This window comes from Paenibacillus sp. 37, from assembly GCF_008386395.1.
Lineage (GTDB): Bacteria > Bacillota > Bacilli > Paenibacillales > Paenibacillaceae > Paenibacillus > Paenibacillus amylolyticus_B.
The window spans coordinates 5,966,817-5,989,957 of record NZ_CP043761.1 but is presented as its reverse complement, the minus strand read 5'-3'; the positions used below and the strand labels follow the sequence as shown (position 1 = coordinate 5,989,957).

At 45.8% G+C, this 23,141-nt stretch carries 14 protein-coding genes and 1 riboswitch; of the genes, 10 read left to right on the top strand and 4 right to left on the bottom strand.

The window, feature by feature from the left end:
- Positions 1-53 precede the first annotated feature (53 nt).
- From F0220_RS25750 to F0220_RS25740, 3 genes are all read left to right on the top strand, one after another.
- Entirely contained in the window at positions 54-2,447 is a 2,394-nt protein-coding gene (locus F0220_RS25750) for an S-layer homology domain-containing protein (protein WP_105601881.1), read from the top strand.
- A gap of 198 nt (positions 2,448-2,645) precedes the next feature.
- Positions 2,646-3,773: a transglutaminase domain-containing protein gene (locus F0220_RS25745; protein ID WP_105601880.1), complete on the top strand. Its 1,128-nt coding sequence runs from the start codon at positions 2,646-2,648 to the stop codon at positions 3,771-3,773.
- Between the two features lie 163 nt (positions 3,774-3,936).
- Entirely contained in the window at positions 3,937-8,448 is a 4,512-nt protein-coding gene (locus F0220_RS25740) for an LPXTG cell wall anchor domain-containing protein (RefSeq protein ID WP_181156166.1), read from the top strand.
- 126 nt (positions 8,449-8,574) lie between these two features.
- Here F0220_RS25740 and F0220_RS25735 read toward each other — a convergent pair whose 3' ends face one another.
- The 3 genes from F0220_RS25735 to F0220_RS25725 form a co-directional block, all read right to left on the bottom strand.
- On the bottom strand, positions 8,575-9,216 hold the full coding sequence (locus F0220_RS25735; RefSeq protein WP_091019312.1) for a class D sortase: 642 nt from the start codon (positions 9,214-9,216) through the stop codon (positions 8,575-8,577).
- Positions 9,217-9,449: 233 nt separating this feature from the next.
- Complete coding sequence (locus F0220_RS25730) at positions 9,450-10,928, bottom strand: amino acid permease (protein WP_091019314.1); 1,479 nt, start codon at positions 10,926-10,928, stop codon at positions 9,450-9,452.
- Positions 10,929-11,045: 117 nt separating this feature from the next.
- A riboswitch (Lysine riboswitch) is annotated at positions 11,046-11,261 on the bottom strand.
- 147 nt (positions 11,262-11,408) lie between these two features.
- On the bottom strand, positions 11,409-12,551 hold the full coding sequence (locus F0220_RS25725) for a virulence factor (RefSeq protein WP_047841582.1): 1,143 nt from the start codon (positions 12,549-12,551) through the stop codon (positions 11,409-11,411).
- Positions 12,552-12,793: 242 nt separating this feature from the next.
- Here F0220_RS25725 and F0220_RS25720 point away from each other — a divergent pair, with 242 nt between their 5' ends.
- Positions 12,794-13,213 (top strand): hypothetical protein, encoded by a 420-nt coding sequence (locus F0220_RS25720; RefSeq protein WP_091019316.1) that lies wholly within the window; start codon positions 12,794-12,796, stop codon positions 13,211-13,213.
- A 49-nt stretch (positions 13,214-13,262) separates the two neighbouring features.
- Here the strand turns inward: F0220_RS25720 and F0220_RS25715 are convergent, their stop codons facing one another.
- A complete protein-coding gene (locus F0220_RS25715; protein WP_091019318.1) occupies positions 13,263-13,961 on the bottom strand; it encodes a response regulator transcription factor in 699 nt (232 codons plus the stop codon).
- A gap of 346 nt (positions 13,962-14,307) precedes the next feature.
- Here F0220_RS25715 and F0220_RS25710 point away from each other — a divergent pair, with 346 nt between their 5' ends.
- From F0220_RS25710 to F0220_RS25690, 6 genes are all read left to right on the top strand, one after another.
- On the top strand, positions 14,308-17,154 hold the full coding sequence (locus F0220_RS25710; RefSeq protein ID WP_105601878.1) for an ATP-binding protein: 2,847 nt from the start codon (positions 14,308-14,310) through the stop codon (positions 17,152-17,154).
- Between the two features lie 388 nt (positions 17,155-17,542).
- A complete protein-coding gene (locus F0220_RS25705) occupies positions 17,543-18,889 on the top strand; it encodes a cytochrome ubiquinol oxidase subunit I (RefSeq protein WP_149846807.1) in 1,347 nt (448 codons plus the stop codon).
- Positions 18,886-19,920 carry a cytochrome d ubiquinol oxidase subunit II gene (locus F0220_RS25700; RefSeq protein ID WP_076212671.1) on the top strand — a complete coding sequence of 345 codons (1,035 nt, stop codon included), beginning with the start codon at positions 18,886-18,888 and terminating at the stop codon, positions 19,918-19,920. The genes F0220_RS25705 and F0220_RS25700 overlap by 4 nt, the downstream gene beginning before the upstream one ends.
- Positions 19,921-19,940: 20 nt before the next feature.
- A complete protein-coding gene (gene cydS, locus F0220_RS32630; RefSeq protein ID WP_181155607.1) occupies positions 19,941-20,126 on the top strand; it encodes a cytochrome bd oxidase small subunit CydS family protein in 186 nt (61 codons plus the stop codon).
- Positions 20,127-20,197: 71 nt separating this feature from the next.
- On the top strand, positions 20,198-21,244 hold the full coding sequence (locus F0220_RS25695; protein WP_149846806.1) for an MBL fold metallo-hydrolase: 1,047 nt from the start codon (positions 20,198-20,200) through the stop codon (positions 21,242-21,244).
- Between the two features lie 215 nt (positions 21,245-21,459).
- Positions 21,460-23,085 (top strand): ABC-F family ATP-binding cassette domain-containing protein, encoded by a 1,626-nt coding sequence (locus F0220_RS25690; RefSeq protein ID WP_105601874.1) that lies wholly within the window; start codon positions 21,460-21,462, stop codon positions 23,083-23,085.
- Positions 23,086-23,141 lie beyond the last annotated feature (56 nt).

The following is a 23,141-nucleotide window of genomic DNA, read 5'->3' as shown; positions in this document are numbered from 1 at the left end:
GCGAGGTTATTTGTTATGCTTCTTTGTATGAAATTGAAGGGAGAGGTCCAGATTTGAGTTTGAATTGGAAGTGTAATCTAACTTTGAAAATGTTCGCAACCAAAGCAACAACCGCAGCGATGGCAACACTGCTGCTTGCTTCGCAAACACCAGGTTTTGCAGGCAGTGCATCAGCCGCGCAAGCAGAGCAGTTGACCGAAGCGACAACGGGGGAAAATGAACAACTAGACGCAACGAGCAATGACGTGCCAGAGGGAGCAAAAATCTCATCCAGGCAAGCCAGTGAAAATATACTGAAATTGTTTCCATTGTTAAAAAAAGCAACAATCTCATCTGCACGATTCGATTCACCTAATTCCTATCCAACGCCAGACTACAAGGCATGGGAGATCGGGTTCCAGATTACACAAGGTAATCATACGTCGGGATTCAGTGGAACTGTACATGCAGGCACAGGGGAAGTGTTAAGTGTACATTTGCCGTCGGATATCCTGGACAAACATGTCTCGGAATCGGATGTGAAGCTAACCAAAGCTGAAGCTGAAGAAAAGGCCGTGGCATTGTTGTACCAAGCGATTCCAGGTCTTAAGGACAATGAATATGCTCCGCTTGGAGATCTGTATTCTTCCATTGAACAAGAGTCATTGTTTGGCAGAACAGAGTATCGATACGGGTACCAGTTAAAACATGATGGATTGTTATCTGATGCAGAGACAGTCTACATTAATGTGGATGAAAGTGGTTTGGTGACAGGTTACTCACGAGGTACTATTGAAGCCAAGTATCCCTCATCGAAACCGGCAGCTTCAGAAGAGAAGGCAAGACAGCAGTTTGAAGAACAGTTCGATGTGGAACTGGCTTATATCGCCAAAGATCGTCTATCTTCCAAACAGGGTCAGCAGTATTATCTTGCATATACACCAAAAAATATCAGTATCGTTCCGATTGAAGCCAATACGTTGGAACGGATTAATACATTAACAGGTAAAGCTGTGAATGAAGATTCTTTGCAGCAGGATACGAAGTTGAAAGGTGATGTAACGCCTTTTGTGCCGGCCAATGGTACGAGGTTAAATGTTCAACAGGCCGCCAATCGGGTCGCAACAAACTTTGATATTCCCAAGGGTTATAAGCTGGAACATAGCCAGCTGGGCAAGGGATATTACTCAAGTCCGAACAATCAGGTGTGGAGTTTGAGCTGGAGTGATCGAAGTGCCAATATGTCCTATATGTTCATGCGGGATATCTCAGCACAGGTAGATGCAGTTACCGGGCAGATCTACAGCTATACGATGATGCAACGAATCGGACCGGAGATGGAACAGGAGAAGCCGGCTGAGGAGAAGGCAGGCAAATTGGTAACGCGGAAGCAGGCTGAGAAACTGGCGATGGACACAGTGATTGCGCTAGTTCCAGACGCAACGGAGCAGTTCCGACTGGCTAACGTTATTGAGATAGACGATGCTCGTACGTTTATGTTCCAACGCTATCTGAACGGAATTCAGGTGAAAGATGATACGGCACAAGTGCAGGTGTTGAACGATGGAACCGTGAACGAGTTCTATACACGCATTGCCGCAAAACCTGAACAATTGCCAGCAGATGATAAGCCAGCCATCAGTTATGAAGAGGCCAAGGCACTCTATCTGGAGGAGTTCAAGCTGATCCTCGCATATTCCCGTTATGGCGGATATGGTACGAACGGTGGTCAAGTCATCCCAGCGGGGGTGAACCTTGCTTATATGCCTACACGTGATGAGAATTCAATCTATGGCAACTATGAAGCGCTGGATGCGAACACAGGAGAGTGGAAGCTTTTATACGGGGACACAAGCTCTGCACCCAAGGCTGAACCTACGGACATCTTGGGTCATGTGGCCGAAGCAGCTCTACGCAATATGACACAGCATGGCGTATTGCTTGCTGATGAGCAGGGACGCGTATTCCCGGATCGTGTGATTACCCGAGGAGATTGGTTTAACTATCTGGCAAGAGCGATTAATCCAAATATGGATCTTTACTACAGTGGGGACGGAGATGACAAGTTATACGCTGATGTGACACCTGACAGCCCGTATTATAAGGCAGTTCGGGCATTAATCGATCAGCGCTGGCTTGCCGGAGCGGACCCTGAACAGAATTTGAATCCGCAGGAAGAGATGACACGTGAAGAATTGGCAGTGCTGCTTGTACGTATTTTACGCTATGAGAAGCTTGCCGGATTCTATACGTTGCCATCGGATCTTCCCAACATTGCGGATGCCAGTGCCATTACAAGTAAGGGAGCGGTTTCCCTGAGTCTGAAGCTGGGATTGCTTCCTTCGATTGAAGGACGGTTCATGCCTGCACGCAAAGTGACGGTAGCTGAAGCGTCACAGGTATTGGAACGGCTGGCGAAGCTTCAAGGTAAAACAGAGACATTTATGAGTGGTAATCGCCTGTATTAGACGAGGAATCACTCATATCATGCCCAAGCGAATCATAGGATGAAGATAACGGGTAATCGTGATTCAATGAACTAAAGATCAAAGGGACCTTCCATAGAAGGTCTCTTTTGATTTGCTTTTACAAAACTAGAATGACGACAGACCCTTTTGTGATACAATAGGGCGTGAGAACTTTGCAAAGAAGGGTGGGTTCCTTTCATGGGTAAGAACGGGAAACGAATTATCACCATACTGCTGGCAGGCTGTCTGATTGCTGTAGCGTTACCACGTACGGTTGATCTGGATCAACTGTATGCTGCATCAGGGACATCGGATATATCCACGGCAACAGATTTGCGCCAGACCTTGCTTACCGCAATGTCACAGCGAACGGAGGAACTTGTTTTTACATACAAAGGCAATGTGAAAGGCCTCAAAAAACAATTACAAACCTCCATCGATGAGGCAATGAAGAGTGACCCCTATATCCAATATACCGTTAAAAGTTATGCATTTAATTATAAAGGATCCAATGTGTCCGCCGAGGTGCATGTGACTCTCTCCTATCGGGAGACCAAGGAGCAGACGGATTATGTGAATCGTAAAGTCACAAACGTGTTGAAAGAAATCATCAAACCAGGCATGACGGATCATGAGAAGGTCAAGGTCATCCATGACTGGATTGTGCTTAACCTTTCCTACGATACTTCGCTCAAGAAATATACGGCCTACGACGGGCTTGTTACAGGCAGTACCGTATGTCAGGGATATTCACTGTTGGCCTATCGGATGCTGGAGCGAGTAGGTATCGATAACCGGATTGTGGAAGGTACAGCAGGTGGGCAGCTTCATGCCTGGAATATCGTGAACCTGGACGGCAAGTGGTATCACATGGACACCACCTGGGATGATCCTACCCCTGACCGCAAAGGTAAGGTGAGCCACAGCTATTATTTGCTGAGTGATGATGAGATGGCACGTGACCATATCTGGACAGGCAAAAGCAAGTACCCCGCTGCGCCAGCCCCATATCGAGAAGCTTTATTAAAGCTGGTGAAGGCTGGAGATAGCAAAAAAGCCGCTTATCAGAAGCTGTACCACGCTCTCGACTATTCCCTGTATGATGAAGAGGATGCGGTTAAAGGCCATGCTGCCCTGAAGACCAAGGTTCAGAGTAAGCTGAAGGAAGGCGGAACCTCGCTGACATTCAGGTACAAGGGTACGGAGGCTGGGCTGATTGAAGATTTGCAGGATTTGTACCAACTTGGCATGAAATCGATATCTTATTATGTGTCCAAAATGGAAGGTACTACCGATCTGCGCGTCAAAATTAACTGGACAATATAACAACCATTTGAACAGGATGCTCCGATTGAGGAGTATCCTTTTTTGTGTTCAATTTTGTGTCCAAAAGCGAGGATTTTAGTGTTGTCTATTTTTTGTATATGTCGCTTTGCTATTCTAATCTTCGGCGTATGCCAACACTACGTACGAGGAGGATATGCAAAAAATGAGGAAAAAAGTGAGCATAGTGATCATTGCTCTGTTACTGGTCACGCAAATGATGCAGGGTTGGATATTTACACCAACAATGCATGCTCAGGATGAATTAACTAACTTGCCAGCCAGTGCAATCAGCGATACAGCGTCAGAAGAAGGTTTGGCAGGTTCGGAAGAGGTCAACAACGTTGACGTTGCTGCCACTCCGGAAGAAGAGGGGGAGGGAAACCTCAACCAGAGCAGTTTAGCAATCGCAGCTGCAGGCCCGGTAATTACAGATCAATTGATTACCAGTGTGCAGATGTACAATCAGGCACCAGAAGACAACGGGAATGGCACGATTGAAGTCAAAGGAGATAAAATCGAGGATATTCGACCACGCATTCAGGATGAGGTGGCTGTAGTCTTTACATGGGGGCTTGCAAATGACACCCACAACTACAGCGATGGTTCCACGTTCACCTTTAACTTGCCCGATAAATTCATCATTGGATCGCAGCTTAAAGGTAATCTGGATGGCGGTGTTGGGGAGTATGTGGTGAATCCAGATGGCACAATCATCTTTACCTTTAATGAACTGATCGAGCATGCGAAGCTGGAAGGCAACTTCTACGTGTGGATTAAGTTTGATGAGAGCAAGATGGAAGATGGTTTGAAACAACAGATAGACTTTAGTTCCGTAGGGCAGAGCATCATTGATGTACATTTTGCCAACACAGCCGTAGATAAGTTGAAGAAATCGGGAAGCGCAAACAAAGACAACTTCAACTCGGATGAAATTAAATGGACCGTAGATTTTAACCAAGGCGAGAAGGCTATGAAAAATGCTGTTCTTGCAGACACGTTCCCAGCAGAGCTGGAGCTCAAGGGCAATATCGAAATTCGCGAATTGGAAGTGCAATTGAATGGATCTGTAAAAGAAGGCCCAGTAGTTCAAACGGAACCACAGTTTCCAATTCAATTGGGAGATACAGATAAGGCCTATCGTGTAACCTATACGACAAGTGTTAAAGCACCAACCACTGCTCCGTTCACCAACGTGGAGTATCAAAACCAGGTTGCGCTTACAACGGATCAGAGCGAGCACAACGAAACCGATATTGGCCGAGTTCGTGTGAGTTTTAATGAGCCTTTGAACAAGTCAGGGCAAGATAGTGCATATGATCCGGTGACACAGACGATTACATGGAAAGTGCAATATAACTACAATCAGCAAGAAATCATGCAAACGAATGCATGGATTGAAGACCGTTTTGATACGGCAAAACAGCAACTGATCAACAATTCCGTCAAGGTGTACCAGGTGGATATTAATTCGAGCGGAGCCGCTTCGAACAGAACGCTGGTGAATCCGAATGAATACACACTTGAAGCGGTGAATACAGGGTTCGATGACGGCTTCAGATTACATTTTAATAACGACATTACCAAGGCCTATGAGATCGAATATGATACACAATCCATTCATCGTGTATATACCAACGATACCATTACGAACACAGTGAACATGTATGATGGTACTTCCAAAACAGGCCGGAAAGACATTCGGGAAGTCATTTTTGCAAAAAGCGTAAAAAGTGAAAACTTCAACACAAAAGAAATCGAATGGCAGATGGTGTTGAACCGTGATTTGCAGGACATGACGGATATCGTCATCACCGACAATTATGAAGGCAGACACATGAAGCTGATTCCGGGTAGTCTTCAAGTAAGTGGGGTTAACAAAGACGACTTTGAACTGACTCCAGACCCGGCTGATCCAACGTATGAAAAAGGATTCTCCGTTCGCCTGAAAGACGGCGTTACCATTAACACGGAACATGTCATTACCTATACGACAAGCTTTGATCCGACGGCAGGTATGCCAACGGATAATGAATATCGCAACTCTGCCAAGATCGATTGGGAAGAGTCCGATGTAGCACAGACTGCGATTACCAAATCGGCTATGGTCAAACCGCAAGAGTATACCATTCAAAATGGTAACAAGAAGGGCGAATACAGCGCCAAAGACAAAACGATCACGTGGACAATTGATGTAAACTACAACTTGTTCGATATTCACGAAGCCATCCTCAAGGATGCCTACACAGGTAACCAATCTTTTGTAGACGGTTCATTGAAGGTTCATGAGTTAGAGTTACAGGGAGCCAATAATGTTACTGCTGTAGGTAGCGAGGTTCCGCTCACACCTGGTCAATTCCAGCTGAATCCGGACGGTAAAGGTTTTGTGTTGGATCTGGGTAACATGGGCAAAATGGCTTATCGCATTCAGTACCAAACAAGTCTGGATGGACCATATTCTGTCGTAGGCGCTTATGCCAACCAGGCTGTTCTGACGGATGGTGAGGGTGGTGCAATACGATTTAATAGATCAGCCAGTGTTACACCTGCCAACGGTGGTGTATACGTCCGCAAAACAGGGAAGCAAGAAGGTACAACGGATAAAGCATCATGGACGGTAAATATCAATCCAAGTCAATCTTTCATTCCTGCGGGTAATCAATTAACAGATACCTTGTCAGAGAACCAGATTTTATTGGCTGATTCATTGAGATTATATGCAACTAATTTACCTGCCAACAATTCAGGCAATGTATCCACCAAAGCTGGACTTGTTGATCCGGCTGATTATGAATTGGACGTGGAGGGCAATACATTTACCTTCACCTTCAAGAAAGATATTCATACCGCATTCATTTTGGAATATCAGTCTTATATTAATGCCGATCATGGCGCCCGAATTGTGAATAAGGTTGAATTTGCAGGCCAATCTTCCTCGGTAATCGGAGAAGGTAATCAGTCGGGAATCAAAGTTTCCTTGGCTGGAGCAGGTGGAGGAGCCTCTACAGGTCTGGGCAAAATCAGAATTCACAAAGTCAGTGATACAGGAGTTCCGCTGGAGGGTGCAATATTTGCAATCTATAATGCGTCTGGAACTACGCTTCTGGAAACCTTGAAACCAACGGACGAGAATGGTGTGGTTGAAAGCTCCAGAAACTATCGATTAAACAATCTAACCAACGGTGTACCTTATAAGTTAAAAGAATTATCTGCACCGGCAGGATACTTGGTTGATCCTGAATATGGCTCTGCCTCAGGTAAAACGATTGAGTTCAAGGATGCGGATATTGCTTTTGAAATTGAAAATAAAAAGATTCGTCAAGGCTTTGAATTAACCAAGGTAGATGCGGTGGACTCCTCCAAGACACTTAAGGGTGCAACTTTCGAATTGTACTCCAAGGACGGAGCAACGCGAGAGAAAATCGATGAGTTAACGACAGGGGAAGATGGGAAGATCGCCAAAGGTGGACTGTTGCCAGGGGATTATGAGCTGGTAGAAGTCGTGGCACCTGAGTTTTATCAATTGGATGCTACACCAATTCCGTTTACGATTGTAGAGAATCAGACTCAGATTATTACACTGACGAAGTCGAATGCAATGGGTGCAGGCGGTAAACTTGTCGTTACCAAAGTAAATGCCAAGGATAAGTCCGTATTAAGCGGAATTGAATTCGAATTGCGTGATCGTTCCAACAGTGTCATCGATACAAAAGTAACCGACCTAAATGGGATCATTGAATTCGATGGTTTGGACTATGGTTCGTATACATTGGTAGAAACCAAGGCAGAAGGATTTGTTATTGAACAGCCGGAGACCCTTGTATCTATTATCAAACCGGAAACTCAATTGACCATTGAAAATAAAAAAAATGAACGTTCTGTTAAATTGATTAAAACCAATGCGGGTAGAACTCAGCACCTTCAAGGAGCTGTGTTTGAATTACGGGCTCAGACTGCATTGATGGATGCAAATGGGAATTGGGAGTTCCACAAGGTAACAGGTCTAGATGAAGCTACACTGACAACCAATCAACAAGGTGAAATTGTACTGGAAGGCTTGGATATCAATAAATATCAGTTGGTTGAAATAAAAGCACCTAACGGATACATGTTGGAAACAACACCAGTTCCATTTGAAATTACGAACATACAAACCGAAGCCGTAGTTGTGGAAAAAACGAATCAGGCCATCCCGGTATCGGGTGGTGGATCTAGTGGACCTTATAATCCGGGAACACCTACTACGGGTGTAACACCAGATCCGGAGAAACCAGTAACACCAGGACCGGAAACACCAGGAACGTCTATCCCAGGCACAGTGGTTACTGGACCTACTGAACCTGAAGGCGGAACCGAAATTCCAACAGATGAAGATTACGGAGTAACTCCTCCTTCGCCTGGCGATTCCAACGGTGACGACAATGCACCTCCAGTTGGGGATACAGATGCACCGGATGGGGATGGTGCACTTGCACCTCCTGCTGGAACGGGTACAGATGGGTCACAGGGCAATGGAAATTCTGCATCACAGCCAAACGGAAATTCGTTATCTCAGGGAATGTTGCCACAAACAGGTGAAGAGAGCACAATGGCTTACACTGCTGTGGGCATGATGCTGATGGCGTTAGGTAGCGCGGGATTCATGTACTTCCGCCGCAGACAACAGCTTCAACGCTAGATCGAAACACAAAGTATCTAAAATTCATCGTGTGTAGATAGAAATACCCTCTAGCAATCACTACGAAGGCTTAGCGTCGACGTGTGAATATGCTAGAGGGTATTTTTTGATGATATTAAGGCAGGATCAAGTCCCCGTAATATTTGGTTTCACTTCAATAGCTCTTACAATTAGGCGATGTGTTGGATTGACGAGTGGATCACAGGTAATCAAGGTAAGGACCTGCCCAAGCCCGGGATCCTCCAGCACAGATAAGTCATTTGGCTCTACAACGGATATCTGATCTACCTTATATTGGATAATTGTTCGATTTGCCAAGGTGACTTCCATTGAATCACCAATCTGGAGTTCTCCCAGACGATTGAACAGCCGTCCTTTTTTGTGGGCGCGATGAGCGGCTATGGCAGCATTACCTTTATTCCCGATACGGGTGGTTTCGACAAGATGGGTTGCAGCTACCTTCATATTGTCCTCCGTTGCACCCTCCAGAATCGGTAAGCGGACATCAATCTTGTCAATCGATAGTACCCCCAACGTATCCGAGGAGGCCTCTTGTACTGTACCTGTATTGTCAGTAGTCGGCTCGGCAGAAGCTGCATCCTGTATGCCTTGTTCGAAGGAGTGATTAAGCTTAGACAAGCCGTTTTGCAATTGTTCCAGATCGTTCATGACACGGGTTTGCTGCCAGTCATAATACGTTTCCCGCAGGAAAGGAAAGCTGATGATCAGGATGCCCAATAGAACGAGCAGAATAGAGAATTTTTTCATTATACATCAACTCCCGTTGTCCAAGAAAAATAGTATACCTTTCTATATTCTACTTACCGACCTATACAAAATATGGACAGGGACGAAAGGACGTACGGGAATGTTCGAAGGGGAGAGTGGACCCAAAACAAAATATCCCCGTATCGCTACAGTAGGAAAACTGCAACGCCACGGGGAGGTTTTTTTATATAGAGTCGGATTGAATCAGTTAATGGTGGTACACGTTGGAGCTACTATTTATCACTTGGTGAATCGGTAGGTGTGAAATCACATTCCTGCAGCGGCACCACTTTGGTCTTTTTGATCCATTTGTAACCAAGCCACAATATCAGGAACAGGGGTACGCTCAAGTAGGCAACGATGGCTCCACTCCAGTCGATCTGATCACCCGTGAATGCCTGATAGTTCTGTCCAATGATCACGATGATACACAGGACAAAAGCAAAGATCGGCCCAAACGGGAACCAGCGTGCACGGTAAGGCAGATCGCTCAGATCCCTGCCTTGTGCAACGTATGCACGACGGAAGCGATAATGACTGATAGCGATACCCAGCCAAGTGATAAAACCACACATCCCGGATGCATTCAACAACCAGGTGTACACAATTCCATCGCCGAACAGGGAGGCAAGGAATGCCAACATACCAACGGCTGTTGTAAGCAAAAGTGCATTCATTGGAATGCCTTTTTTATTCAGCTTGCCCAGGAAACGAGGGGCTTTACCGTCACGGGCAAGGGCATAGAGAACCCGACTTGAAGCGTACATGCCTGAGTTACCGGCAGAGAGTACAGAGGTTAAAATAACGGCATTCATGACGGAAGCTGCAATGGCGAGGCCAGCTTTCTCAAATACCAGTGTGAACGGGCTGACACCGATATTCTCCAGGTCACCTTTGAGCAGATTCGGATGCGTATACGGGATGATCAGACTGATCACGGTAATTGCCAAAATGTAAAAAATCAGAATGCGCCAAAATACCTGACGAATCGCACGAGGTACATTTTCGCGCGGGTTTTCACTTTCACCAGCGGCTACCCCGATAAGCTCGGTACCTTGGAATGAAAATCCCGCAGCCATGAATACGCCTAACACGGCGAAGAATCCGCCATGGATGGGCGCATCACCGATGGTGAAGTTACTGAAACCAACCGCTTCTCCGCCCATAATCCCAAAGATCATGAGCACACCAACGGCCAAGAAGATGATAACAGTAGCGACTTTGATAATGGCGAACCAGTACTCGGACTCTCCATAGCCTTTAACAGACAACACGTTCAAGGAAAAGATCAGCACGAGGAACAATAAGCTCCATAACATGGATGAACTGTCGGGGAACCAGTATTTAATGAGTACAGTAGCGGCAGCAAGCTCTGCTGCAATGGTTACCGCCCAGTTGTACCAGAAGTTCCAGCCCATGGCGAACCCGAGAGCAGGATCGACAAAACGTGCGGCATACGTATTAAATGAACCGGAGTCCGGCATAAAGGTAGCAAGCTCACCAAGGCTGGTCATTAGGAAATAAACCATGATGCCAACGGCCACATAGGCAATTAATGCTCCACCAGGGCCTGCGGTTGAGATGGCGGTACCACTTGCGAGAAACAGCCCGGTACCAATTGAGCCACCGAGGGCGATCATCGTCATATGGCGTGCGCGTAATCCTTTTTTCAGGGAAGGTCCAGTTGTTGTTGGGTTACTGCGGTCTTGCATGGAAACACTCCTTCATTCGATATACTGATGTTTGCGATACTTGAATTCATAAACAAAAAGACCACAGGCATCAGCCTGCGGTCTTTAATATTTCAATGTCCGCACCATGTCCCAGATGATTAAGATAGCTCAACACAGAAGAATTCATACCTTAATATAAAGGAAATGTACTTCCGTGACAGTTCTGCGCCTTTCGACAGCAGCCCCAGCTCACCGGACCGTATAAGGAACGTCCAGCGAGCTTCGGCGGGTACACCTTTCGGCTGATCTCATAAGCGGCTCCTTAGCGCCTCCATCAGCGTACTGATCGCACCCGCGACCTCTACCTCACCATCAATGGATGAGGTGTATCTATTGTCTATGAAATTATGAACAACACAACTTAACATTGTGTGTCCTGTTTAGTAAACAGACAATCAGTATAACGCGCATGGTTTTCCAGTGCAATAACAATTGTTGGATGTGAGGTCTGAGAGACGACTATTCCTCTTTTTTGTTACGACCAGCCATCTGCTGCCATACCGTTCCAGCAGCTTGTTCGCCGGATTCGATTCGCTCCAGAGCCATCTTGGCCTGCAGGCTGACTTCGAATTCGGGATCATCGGCTGCAACTCGCAACGCTTGTTCTGCTTCTTCTGTTCCGACCTCATATAGAAAACGAGCTGCACGCCAGCGTACAAGTTTACTTTTATCGGATAACGTAGCTGTCATGGCTGGAGTGGCGGCAGGATCACCGATATCAGACAAGGTATCCCCGGCAGTCCGGCGTACCGCAGGAGAACTGTCCTGAAGCGCTTCATACAGCAATTCCATCGCTTCCGGTGTACGAATGTCACCCAGGTATACGACAGCCAAGCGACGTATCTGCATTTTGTTGTCATGCAAGGCATGGGCTACGAGAGGCAGTCTTTCGGCCGTAGGCTCCATGCCGTCAAATGCCGCATAGCGAACATTCCAGTCCTCGTTTCGCAGAGCCTCTTCAAGTTCGGCTCCATCCAATTCACGGCGGCGCTCGACGAACTCTTCGGATTTGGTACCATGTTCAATGGCCTGTTTGATGACCTGCTCCAGCCGTTCCGGGGGGTAAGCGGCTTCCAATTCCTGCTCAACTTCACGTGCAATATCAGGCAATTCACCATATCGAACACCGTAATCACTCAGTTTGCGTTCTTTGATCATTGTTGCACTGGCGACTTCTGTCACGGCTTTGACAAAGCGATCGGACAACGAGATTCGTTCTTCCTTGACCCCGGCCTTGACCCTAATTTGCATCGGTACGCCTCGGAAGAATTGTACAAATACCTGTGCTTCTCCGAAGTGCTCACCTGAACCATCTTCGGATTCAATCCAGTCCAGATCAATGCCTTGCTGTCCAAGGCGATTTTGGACTTCACCCAAGATAACGGACCAGTCGGCATTCCCTTTACGATCAAGTGCCACAAAGTCTGTTGTGTGGAACACACTCTTTACACCGGGAATATGAAGCATCTGGCGAATGAACGCCGGAGCAGATCGTTCGTTGTCCAGTGTATATGTTTTGCGAATTCCGTCCTCCAGACGTTCATCGAGATGTAGCATCATCGTATTTGGACTCGGTGTTGGTTCAATGGAAACAATATTCATCAATGTAACCTCCTATAGTACCAGATTCATCTTTAACTTCCCGTAAATTAAATCACACGGGTATTTCTCTATTTTACATCAATGTGTGGAATCTGCGAAATCATCCAGAAGTGAAGTGGACGTTTCTAACACTTAATGTGAAGAAGTACGAAATTTGTTAACACTTCTTTCATGTTCACGCACAAACATTTTTAAACGAAAATTGGCACAATAAAGATAAGAATCAACTGGAGGTTATACCTATGGAACCCATTACCGTGCTCTCGGATGGAAAACGTCGTATTGCATATGAGAATATTATTCAATTGTTCAGGAACTGGATTGAGGACTCAGCATCTGGTTCTGCGATAGAAACACATCGGGGAAGTTGGGAAAATGCCCGTTATTGCATTGTTGATTATCAGGTTGCCGAAGAAGCGGTGTCAGCAGCAAATGCCATTCGGGCTTTTATGCCACAACTTCCGTTACTGGTCATTACGGATTTCAAATCCCTTATTCGGAAGCGTCACCTGCAACAGATTACAGGTTCAGGTGAGATGAAGATGATTCTCTGGAACGAGCATGACCCGAATCAACTAATCAAGGATATGGAAAATTGGTTTCATTCTTCGTCTATCCATAAATCAGAAATAGCCATACCACCCATCTTATCCATGAGATAAAAGAGAGATATGGCCAAAGATGTTTAACTTTTTAATCGTTAAGATCGTATTAGATCACATATTTATAGCCTGTTCCCCAAACCGTCTTAATATAACGTGGGTTCTTGGGGTCAGGCTCAATTTTTTTACGCAGACTTGAGATATGAACATCAATGGTACGATCCAGATAGGCGCGTTCGGAGCCTTTGATCCGATCCATCAGTTCATTGCGGGTGAACACTTTACCCGGATTGCGGTACAATTCCTTCATAATCTCAAACTCAATATGAGTGACCTCGATTTCAACACCATCCACGAACAGAGTTCTTCTGTACTCATTCACATTCACATGTCCAGTAACCTCTGTCTGCTTATCTTCTTTTACCGGTTTATCCTTATAGGAAATGATTGATCTTCGCAGCAGTGCTTTAATCCGGGCATCCAACTCTTTCAAACTAAATGGTTTGCACAGAAAGTCATCCGCACCGTTATGCAATGCGCGAAGTCGATCATTCAGCATGGTGCTTGCCGAGATCATCAGAATGGGCACAGTGGAGTGCTGGCGAAAGGCTTCTACGAGATCATTTCCATCCATTTCAGGAAGCATGAGATCCGTTACAACAATATCCGGCTGGAATTGTGGAAACAGTTGAAGTGCCTCGCGGGCATGATGAACCCGTTCAGTGATGTATCCTTCCTCCTCAAGAAAGAAAGCAATCATGTCGGCCAGATTTTTCTCATCTTCTATAAGAAGTACTTTGATAGTCATAGGGTCACACTCCTGGTGAAAATAATATGTTAAGAAAATGCTAAAAAAACAAGGTGAATTGCGAATAAATGCCGCAAATTTTTTAATGTTTCTATCCCAAAATATAGGATGTATATGTAGAGAAAGAATACGCTTTTTTTGATGAACTTCAATATTCTAGCATGAATGCAGTTTGGTTGCCGATCAATCAGAATTTCCCAAATCTACACCAAGTACTAATTACAGTATAATGGATCAGAACGAGTTAAGGGGAAAAAAGTAATATTTGTATCCGCTTAAGTTTATAGGGGGAACCAACGTTGTTGTTGAAAACAGTAGAAAAAATGATCCATGAGGACAATTGCTTATGGATCGTATAAAGGCAAGACATATGCTAGATTGGGTCGTGTTGAAGCTGAGAATACCCTGGATTGGGACCAGCATTTTGATCATTCTGGGCTCACTAAGCACTATTTTTCCGTTTACTTTATTCTATGGTGTACAGTTTATGATTGGTAGCGCGGCAGCACTCGTTGCTCTTCGTTTGCATGGGGCCATCTATGGATTTGTAACCCTTACAGTCATCCATCTGCTGAATACTGTCTTTGTCGGCTTTGTGCCGCACAACTTAACTGTGATGCTTGCCCACTTCTTGGAATTAATCTGGATGCTCGTTTGGCAGATCCGTTGGAAGAATGGCAGCCTAATCAAGGCTAATGCTGTCTTTTGGGTAGTGATGTTACTTCCTGTTATCTATTCCGGGCATTTTATGTTGGGTTTAGATATAGACGATTTGAAGTATGAGTATATGTATATTGCTGTGATTGGTATGGTAAATGCGCTGATTGCGGGAATTGTAGTTGATTTCTGGATCACCACGGGTGAACACAAATCAAAGCGGACGGGAACCATTCCATTAACAAGAATTGCGTTTAAATACGTAGTCGCCTTTGTGGTATTTGTTTCTCTCTTACTGTTATCCGCAGATAGCCGCAGACAATTGGGTCAAATGAATGATGCCATATTACGTGATATGAAATATGCAGCGACTGCGGTTGTTCAGGACATTGATGAAGAGTATGTTACCTCTGAGAATATGGATCAGAATATGGCGCGTTATCATCATCTACTAGGCGTGAATGTAATTCTGCTGGATCGGAATGATACAGTCGTCGCTTCTGGATTGAATACACTTCAGGCGGGCGATTACCTGGACATGGACAGATTCCGTCTTCTGAAATCAAGGGATAACCTCTTTCTGTTAAGTTCCGCAAATATCCATTACAGCGATGTACTGAATCACTGGAAACAAGCCTCCTTTATCTATGAAGCAGAAATGACAAGATTAACACCTTATCGGGTATTCATTGTGACTGACTCGTCCAAGTATTACCCCCGAATCGAATCCATTTATCTGACCACGCTGCAATCCCTGTTCATCATCATCGTGGCTTCCATGATCGTAGCGGCTCCTCTCAGCAGTAAGGTTGTTAGCCCGCTGTTAAGACTGACCAGGATGACAGGCTCTCTTCCGAGGCTGTTGTTTCGAAATGGGAAGATGGAGTGGCCAACCAGCCATGTAACCGAAGTACAGATCCTGATTGGTAATTTGCGCAAAATGGCCGATGTGCTGCTGGAACAATTCGAACAGATTCGTCACGACAAGTTAACGCTGGAGGACAGGGTTATTGAGCGTACCAAGGAACTCAAGAATAGTGAAGAGGTCAAACGTGCCATTATTGAATCCTCTATTGATGCGATTATCGCTGTGGACTCCAATGGGCTGATCGTTGAGTTTAATCCGGAGGCTGAAAGAATGTTTGGATTGCGTCGGGAAGAAGTGATCCTGCACAAGGAAGCACCTTCTCTTTTTCAAGGGGCCAGCTGCAAGGAAATCAAGAATTTGCTGGAGCGATTTGAATATGTTGAAGGTAAAAGATACACCATCGTTGAAGAAATTTCAGGTATCCGACGGGATGGTTCCGTTTTTCCGATCGAGTACAAAATTGTTGAGATCCAGTTGGGCAAAAATGAGACATTATACAACCTGTTTATTAAGGATATTACAGAGCGGACCAGAGCAGAAGAAGATCGTGTACGTCATGCCCTTGCGCTGGAGAAGCTGAACTCGGAGTTGTTCAATGAGAAGATTGCCATTCAGGAACAGCGAGATATCAGTGAGCAATTTATTGAATCCGTACGAGAAGGGCTCGTGATGTCTGATCGATCAGGGACCATAACCATCGTCAACCGAAGGATAGAAGAGATGTTTGGTTTGGGTGATTTTATGGGCAGATCCATTGAGGATTTGGCGCAAGCGATAGATACGATGGTATTAACGGACAACTTCAATCTGATGGAACAGACAAGAGCATTCCTGAATGGAGAAACAGCGTTTATCGAGACCGAATTTATATTTAATAATGTGGATAAAAGTGTATTTTCCTTGTACATGAAGCAGATGGATGTCCCGGGTAAAAACCATGGATTTCTGCTGGTGTTCCGTGACCGGACAGGAGAAGAACGGCTGGATCGGATGAAAAATGAGCTGATCAGTGTGGTATCTCATGAGCTTCGAACGCCTGTAGCCACCATTATGGGTTATGTGGAATTAATGATGATGTATGACCTTCCGGCAGCTCAGCAGCGGGAATTCATGCAGACCATCTCTTCGGAGGGCAAGCGGCTGAGCAGTTTGCTCGATGATGTACTTGATATTCAGCGGCTAGACAACGAAGGTATGACTTACCACATGACGTATGTACCGCTGGTTGAGTTGGTAGAAGGGGTTGCCGAACAGTGGAATATGAAGTCTGCCCAACGTATCTACGTGCATACGTTTAATGGAGACTTTTTTGCTTATGCTGACCAGAACAGGATGGTTCAGGTTCTGCATAATCTGGTGGGCAATGCAGTTAAGTATTCGCCGGGAGCAGATCGTATTGATGTTACGTTATGGGAAGAAGAGGAATGGTTATGTCTTGATGTGCGTGATTATGGAATAGGTATTGCGGAGCAAGAGAAGGACATGTTGTTCAACAAATTCTATCGGGTCGATAATTCGGATCATCGGCAGATTGGTGGAACAGGAATTGGGTTGTACATTTCCCGTAAAATTGTAGAGGACCATAAGGGTACGCTGACCTTTATATCTGCACCGGACAAAGGAAGCACGTTCAAGGTTCGACTGCCCAAGCAGGACGTATTGGTGTGAGCTTGCTTAATGAAGAATGAAGAGATGTATTTCACTTTTTCATGAATAATAATTATGTACGAGACCTACGAATAGAGCCTTTGTCCTTCAGCGCGTGAGCGCGATAAGGGGAAAGGCTTTTTTTGTTTTTCAATTTCCCCGGATAAAAAAACAACTTCTTTTGCAAACTGTCTATAGAGCCATAATTTGCATCCCATGCAAAAGGAGGACGGCAGGTATATGTTCCGTAAACAAGAGAAAACACTCATCATCGTCTGTCTGGTTGCAGCTGTGGTTGTGCTGTATGCCGTTGTGAAGAGCATCATCCGAATTATGAGTTATTGAGATACATGTTCAAGCAGAGTAACTGCTGTCGTACATAACGATTATGTGAAAGAGGAGTGTAACCATGTCATCCCTGGACCCTGTTTTGTTCAGCCGGATACTAACCGGCCTTACCTTGTTTGTGCACATTATTTTTGCCTCTATCGGTGTAGGTGTTCCACTTATGATTGCCTTGGCCGAGTGGCGAGGACTCCGAACCAATGATATGCATTACACCTTGCTGGCACGCCGGTGGGCGCGAGGTTTTGTCATCACCGTTGCCGTGGGCGTCGTTACAGGCACCTCGATCGGATTACAGCTCAGTCTGCTGTGGCCGATGTTTATGCGGGTAGCGGGTCAGGCAATCGCCCTGCCGCTGTTCATGGAGACGTTTGCCTTTTTTATCGAGGCGATCTTTCTTGGAATTTATCTCTATACGTGGGATCGTTTCAAAAAGAAATATACGCATATGCTGCTGTTGATTCCGGTAGCTCTCGGCTCATCCGCATCTGCGATTTTCATTACAACGGTGAACTCCTTCATGAACCAGCCTCAGGGATTCACCCTGATTAATGGCATTATGAAGGACATTCATCCGATTGCTGCCATGTTGAATCCGGCAACGCCAACCAAAGTGTCCCATGTACTCGCTTCATCCTACACCTTGAGTGCAGGTATTCTGGCGGGGATAGCCGCCTTCAGTTTGCTTCGGGGACGGGATCATGTGTATTACAAAAAAGCACTGAAACTCACGACGGTATCTGCACTCGTATTTGCGATTAGCACCGTCATGATCGGAGATTCCTCCGGTAAATTTCTCGCGAAATATCAGCCGGAGAAGCTGGCTGCCGCAGAATGGCATTTCAAGACGATGAAAGAGGCACCGCTCGTCTATGGGGGGATTTTGGATGAGAACAATGAGGTGAAATACGCCATTGAGATTCCCTATGCTCTTAGCATTTTGGCGGGTAATCGTCCCGATACGGAAGTGAAGGGTCTAGAAGAATTTCCGGCGGATCTAAGACCACCGTTGTCCATTCATTATATGTTCGACCTGAAGGTCACAACCGGAGTGATCATCCTGATGATTCCTGTGTTATATGTACTGCGGCGGTGGTTACCAGGGCGCAAGCCATATCCCAAATGGCTGCTGCTTGGCATTGTCTTGCTGGGGCCTCTGGCCATGATTGCCATCGAGCTGGGGTGGATGTTCGCTGAAGTTGGCAGACAGCCTTGGATCTTACGTGGGTATATGAAGGTGGCGGAAGCGGCTACGACGTCAACTTCGGTAGGATGGATGCTGGTGTTGTTCATCTTGCTGTATCTGATCCTGTGTTTCTCGTGCATTCGGGTGCTCAGCAAGCTGTTCCGCAACAAGGAAGCAGAGAAGGAACTGGAGTCTCTGGGGCTTGAAGGAGGGATCGTGCATTGAGTTTCGAAATTGCAGGCATCGCGATATTGTGGACATTTTTGTTCGGTTACCTGATCGTCGCTTCGATTGATTTTGGGGCCGGGTTCTTCAGCTTTTACAGCATTTTGACTGGGCACGAGAACAAAATTCATAACATCATTCAGCGCTACCTGTCTCCCGTGTGGGAAGTGACGAATGTGTTTCTGATCTTTTTTGTGGTCGGATTGGTCGGCTTTTATCCGGACAGCGCCTTCTATTACGGGACTGCCTTGCTGGTTCCGGGTTCACTGGCTATTGTACTGCTTGCGATCCGGGGCGTATATTACGCCTACAATACCTATGGCAACCATGGGCAGAACAGCCGGATCTATATGGCATTGTACGGGGCGACGGGATTGCTGATTCCGGCGGTATTCTCCACCATTTTGGCAATATCCGAAGGCGGGATCATTGAGCAGGTGGGCGATCAGGTGTTTTTTCGCTGGCGTGAATTTCTGACGAATCCCTATACCTGGTCGGTTGTTTTGCTTGCATTGGTTAGTGTGCTCTACATCTCGGCGATGTTTCTTTCCTATTATGCGAAGCGGGCGGGGGATGAGCCGGCATATGAGGTGCTTCGAGAGTACGCGCTGCTCTGGAGTTTGCCTACCATTTTTGCGAGCTTTCTGGCTTTTCTGCAGATTAACAAACAGAATCCCGCACACTTTGAGCAGATGGTGAATATTTCGTGGATGTTCATCGCTTCGTTTATTTGTTTTGTCATTGCCGTGTCGCTGGTGTGGAAAAGTAAATATCTAGGTTGGTGCTTTGTCGCTGTCATGCTTCAGTTTGCCTTTGCCTGGTATGGTTATGGGCGATCCCACCTTCCGTACATTCTGTATCCTTACATCAATATTTACGACAGCTTTACGAATCGTACGATGGGGATTGCGCTCATTACAGCGTTTAGTCTGGGGCTACTCGTGCTCATTCCTTCGCTTGTGCTGATTATGAAGCTGTTCCTGTTTGATGCCAATTATGTGCGCGGTAATTCTGGTAAAAAGAAAGGATGAGTCTGTTCATGCACCCAAACATGTTTTTACACATGGCTCCCTTGCTGGATCCACTATCTACTGAGGGAGTCACGGGGATACCCGGTATAACCGGATTAAGCTTTTTTGAGACATTCACCATTATGTACGCCCCTCCACTGATCATTGCGGCTGCTATTGTCTTTCTGTTTGTATATTTGGCCGTATATAAGAACCCAAAGGATTGATTGGTTGGTACGTCCATTCCCGTTTGGGGTAATCTCTTGTTAAGAAATGAGGAAGGGAGGAGGGCCCTTTCATGCCGAAAATCCGTTATAACAATATCGATAATGTAAGTACGGACAAAACGCTGAAGGAATTCAAGCAATGGAGGGAGCAACGGCGCAATAAAGTGAAGGACTACTCCTACACCGTGCCCAAACACCCGCCTGAACTGGATTATCTGCATGCCAACCGGGATGACACAAGTATTACCTGGATTGGTCACTCCACGTTTTTCATTCAATATTATGGATTGAACATCGTGACTGACCCGGTGTGGGCCGAAAAAATGGGATTTCAACGAAGGCTCGGTGCCCCCGGCATTCCGATTCAGGATATTCCACCGTTGGATGTCATTCTGATATCCCATTCCCACTATGATCATCTGCATCTGGCTTCCTTGCGTAAGCTGATTACAGCCAAGACGTTGCTGATCGTACCCGATGGTCTCAAGCGCAAGATGATTCGCAAAGGATTCCATCGATGCCAGGAGATGAAATGGTGGGATCATATGACACTTGGCGGAGTCAAAATAACTTTTGTGCCTGCACAGCACTGGACGCGCCGAACACTGTTTGATACCAATACGTCCCACTGGGGCGGTTATGTGTTGGAAAAGAACCATGCGGCGACGACTTCAGCAGCGGAAAGTGCTGCAACAGCGAGCAGTCAGGATGAATCATCCACGGAATCAGGGAAGAATGAAACATCCAAAGCATCAGGCGGTCCGCCTGTGTTGTATTTTGTGGGTGATACAGGTTACTTCCAGGGTTTCAAAACGATTGGAGAGCGCTTTGACATTGGTGTTACCCTGATGCCCATCGGTGCCTACGATCCGGAGTGGTTCATGACTTCTCAGCATGTGACACCTGAAGAAGCGCTGCAGGGGTTCGTTGAATCCGGCTCACAGCTCATGGTGCCAATGCATTACGGCACATTCAAGCTGGCGGATGATACGCCCAAGGAAGCGCTGGATCGGCTGGAAGTTGAACGTGAACGGCTAGGCATTGGTAAAGAGCGGATTCGGGTGCTTGGTCATGGTGAAACACTCCGCATTCACCACGAGGAAGGTAAACGGGACTAACAAAAGTGAGCTAAATATGTTAATGTAGGGATATGCCTGCATGAACAGTACATTTACCAAATCTTTAATAAGTAAAAAGCGGCCAATTTTCGAATTTGCCGCTTTTTTGTGTTATAATATGGTGCCAGAATAGGCATCGGGATATTGAATCCATGATTTACGCAACTTGCTATTCATGCAGTATGCAGATTAACCAATAAAGGATGGTATGCTTAATGATCAGTACAAGCGGCATCACGCTCCGCTACGGAAAACGTGCACTTTTTGAAGATGTAAATATCAAATTCACACCAGGAAACTGTTACGGCCTCATCGGCGCCAATGGAGCCGGTAAATCAACATTCTTGAAAATTTTGTCCGGTGAAATTGAATCAAACTCGGGAGAGGTGCACATCACCCCGGGCGAACGTATGGCCGTTTTGAAGCAAAACCACTTTGAATATGATGAGTATCCGGTTCTCGAAACGGTAATTATGGGTCATAGTCGTCTCTATGCCATTATGAAAGAAAAAGATACGCTGTATGCCAAAGCGGACTTCACAGAAGAAGACGGCCTGCGTGCGGGTGAACTTGAAGGTGAATTTGCCGAGTTGAATGGCTGGGATGCTGAGCCTGATGCAGCGGCACTCTTGATCGGTCTGGGTATCGACCGTGAAATGCACGATAAGAAAATGAATGAACTAAGTGGTAATGAAAAAGTTCGTGTCCTGCTTGCACAAGCATTGTTTGGTCGTCCAAACAACCTGTTGCTCGATGAGCCTACCAACCACTTGGATCTCGAATCCATTCAATGGCTTGAGAACTTCTTGATGGACTATGAAGGTACTGTTATTGTAGTATCCCATGACCGTCACTTCCTGAACAAAGTATGTACGCACATTGCGGATATCGACTTTGGTAAAATCCAGTTGTACGTAGGTAACTATGACTTCTGGTATGAATCCAGCCAATTGGCACTTGCGTTGCAACGTGATGCTAACAAGAAAAAAGAAGAGAAGATTAAAGAGCTTCAAGCCTTTATTCAACGTTTCTCTGCAAATGCCTCGAAATCGAAACAGGCAACTTCCCGGAAGAAACAACTCGATAAAATCACGCTGGATGACCTTCGTCCATCGAACCGTAAATATCCGTTTATCAACTTCAAACCTGAGCGTGAAGCCGGTAAACAATTGTTGACCGTAGATCGTATCAGCAAATCCATTGATGGTGTAAACATGCTGAATGATATCAGCTTTGTCGTGAACAAAGGGGATAAAATTGCATTTGTTGGCCCGAACGGAAATGCCAAGTCACTTTTGTTTGATATTCTTATGGGTGAAACGGAATTGGATAGCGGCGAATATACATGGGGTGTAACTACAACTCAAGCTTATTTCCCGAAAGACAACTCCAAATATTTTGACGGTGTAGACATGACTCTTGTGGATTGGCTCCGTCAATATTCCAAAGATCAGGATGAAACGTATCTGCGTGGATTCTTGGGACGTATGTTGTTCTCAGGTGAGGAATCCTTGAAAAAGGCAAGCGTACTCTCCGGGGGCGAGAAAGTTCGCTGTATGCTGGCGAAAATGATGCAGACTGGTGCTAACGCATTGATTCTGGATGAGCCTACGAATCACTTGGATCTCGAATCCATTACAGCGCTGAACAATGGTATGATTGATTTTGACGGCACCATGCTGTTCACATCCCATGACCATCAGTTCATTCAAACCATTGCTAACCGGATTATCGAAATTACGCCGAATGGCATCATTGATCGCCAAATGAGCTATGACGAATATCTGGAAAGTGATGAAATCAAGGAACTGCGCAATAAAATGTATCCGGTAGAAGCTTAAACTAAGCATCATCTGCAGCACATTATTATAGGAACACCAAAGAACCGCAAGCCTCT

Coding starts and splice junctions, on each gene's coding strand:
- cydS (WP_181155607.1), top strand. CDS start 19,941: ATGTTTTTACACATGGCTCCCTTGCTGGATCCACTATCTACTGAGGGA.
- F0220_RS25745 (WP_105601880.1), top strand. CDS start 2,646: ATGGGTAAGAACGGGAAACGAATTATCACCATACTGCTGGCAGGCTGT.
- F0220_RS25705 (WP_149846807.1), top strand. CDS start 17,543: ATGTCATCCCTGGACCCTGTTTTGTTCAGCCGGATACTAACCGGCCTT.
- F0220_RS25730 (WP_091019314.1), bottom strand. CDS start 10,928: ATGCAAGACCGCAGTAACCCAACAACAACTGGACCTTCCCTGAAAAAA.
- F0220_RS25725 (WP_047841582.1), bottom strand. CDS start 12,551: ATGAATATTGTTTCCATTGAACCAACACCGAGTCCAAATACGATGATG.
- F0220_RS25690 (WP_105601874.1), top strand. CDS start 21,460: ATGATCAGTACAAGCGGCATCACGCTCCGCTACGGAAAACGTGCACTT.
- F0220_RS25720 (WP_091019316.1), top strand. CDS start 12,794: ATGGAACCCATTACCGTGCTCTCGGATGGAAAACGTCGTATTGCATAT.
- F0220_RS25695 (WP_149846806.1), top strand. CDS start 20,198: ATGCCGAAAATCCGTTATAACAATATCGATAATGTAAGTACGGACAAA.
- F0220_RS25715 (WP_091019318.1), bottom strand. CDS start 13,961: ATGACTATCAAAGTACTTCTTATAGAAGATGAGAAAAATCTGGCCGAC.
- F0220_RS25735 (WP_091019312.1), bottom strand. CDS start 9,216: ATGAAAAAATTCTCTATTCTGCTCGTTCTATTGGGCATCCTGATCATC.
- F0220_RS25740 (WP_181156166.1), top strand. CDS start 3,937: ATGAGGAAAAAAGTGAGCATAGTGATCATTGCTCTGTTACTGGTCACG.
- F0220_RS25710 (WP_105601878.1), top strand. CDS start 14,308: ATGGATCGTATAAAGGCAAGACATATGCTAGATTGGGTCGTGTTGAAG.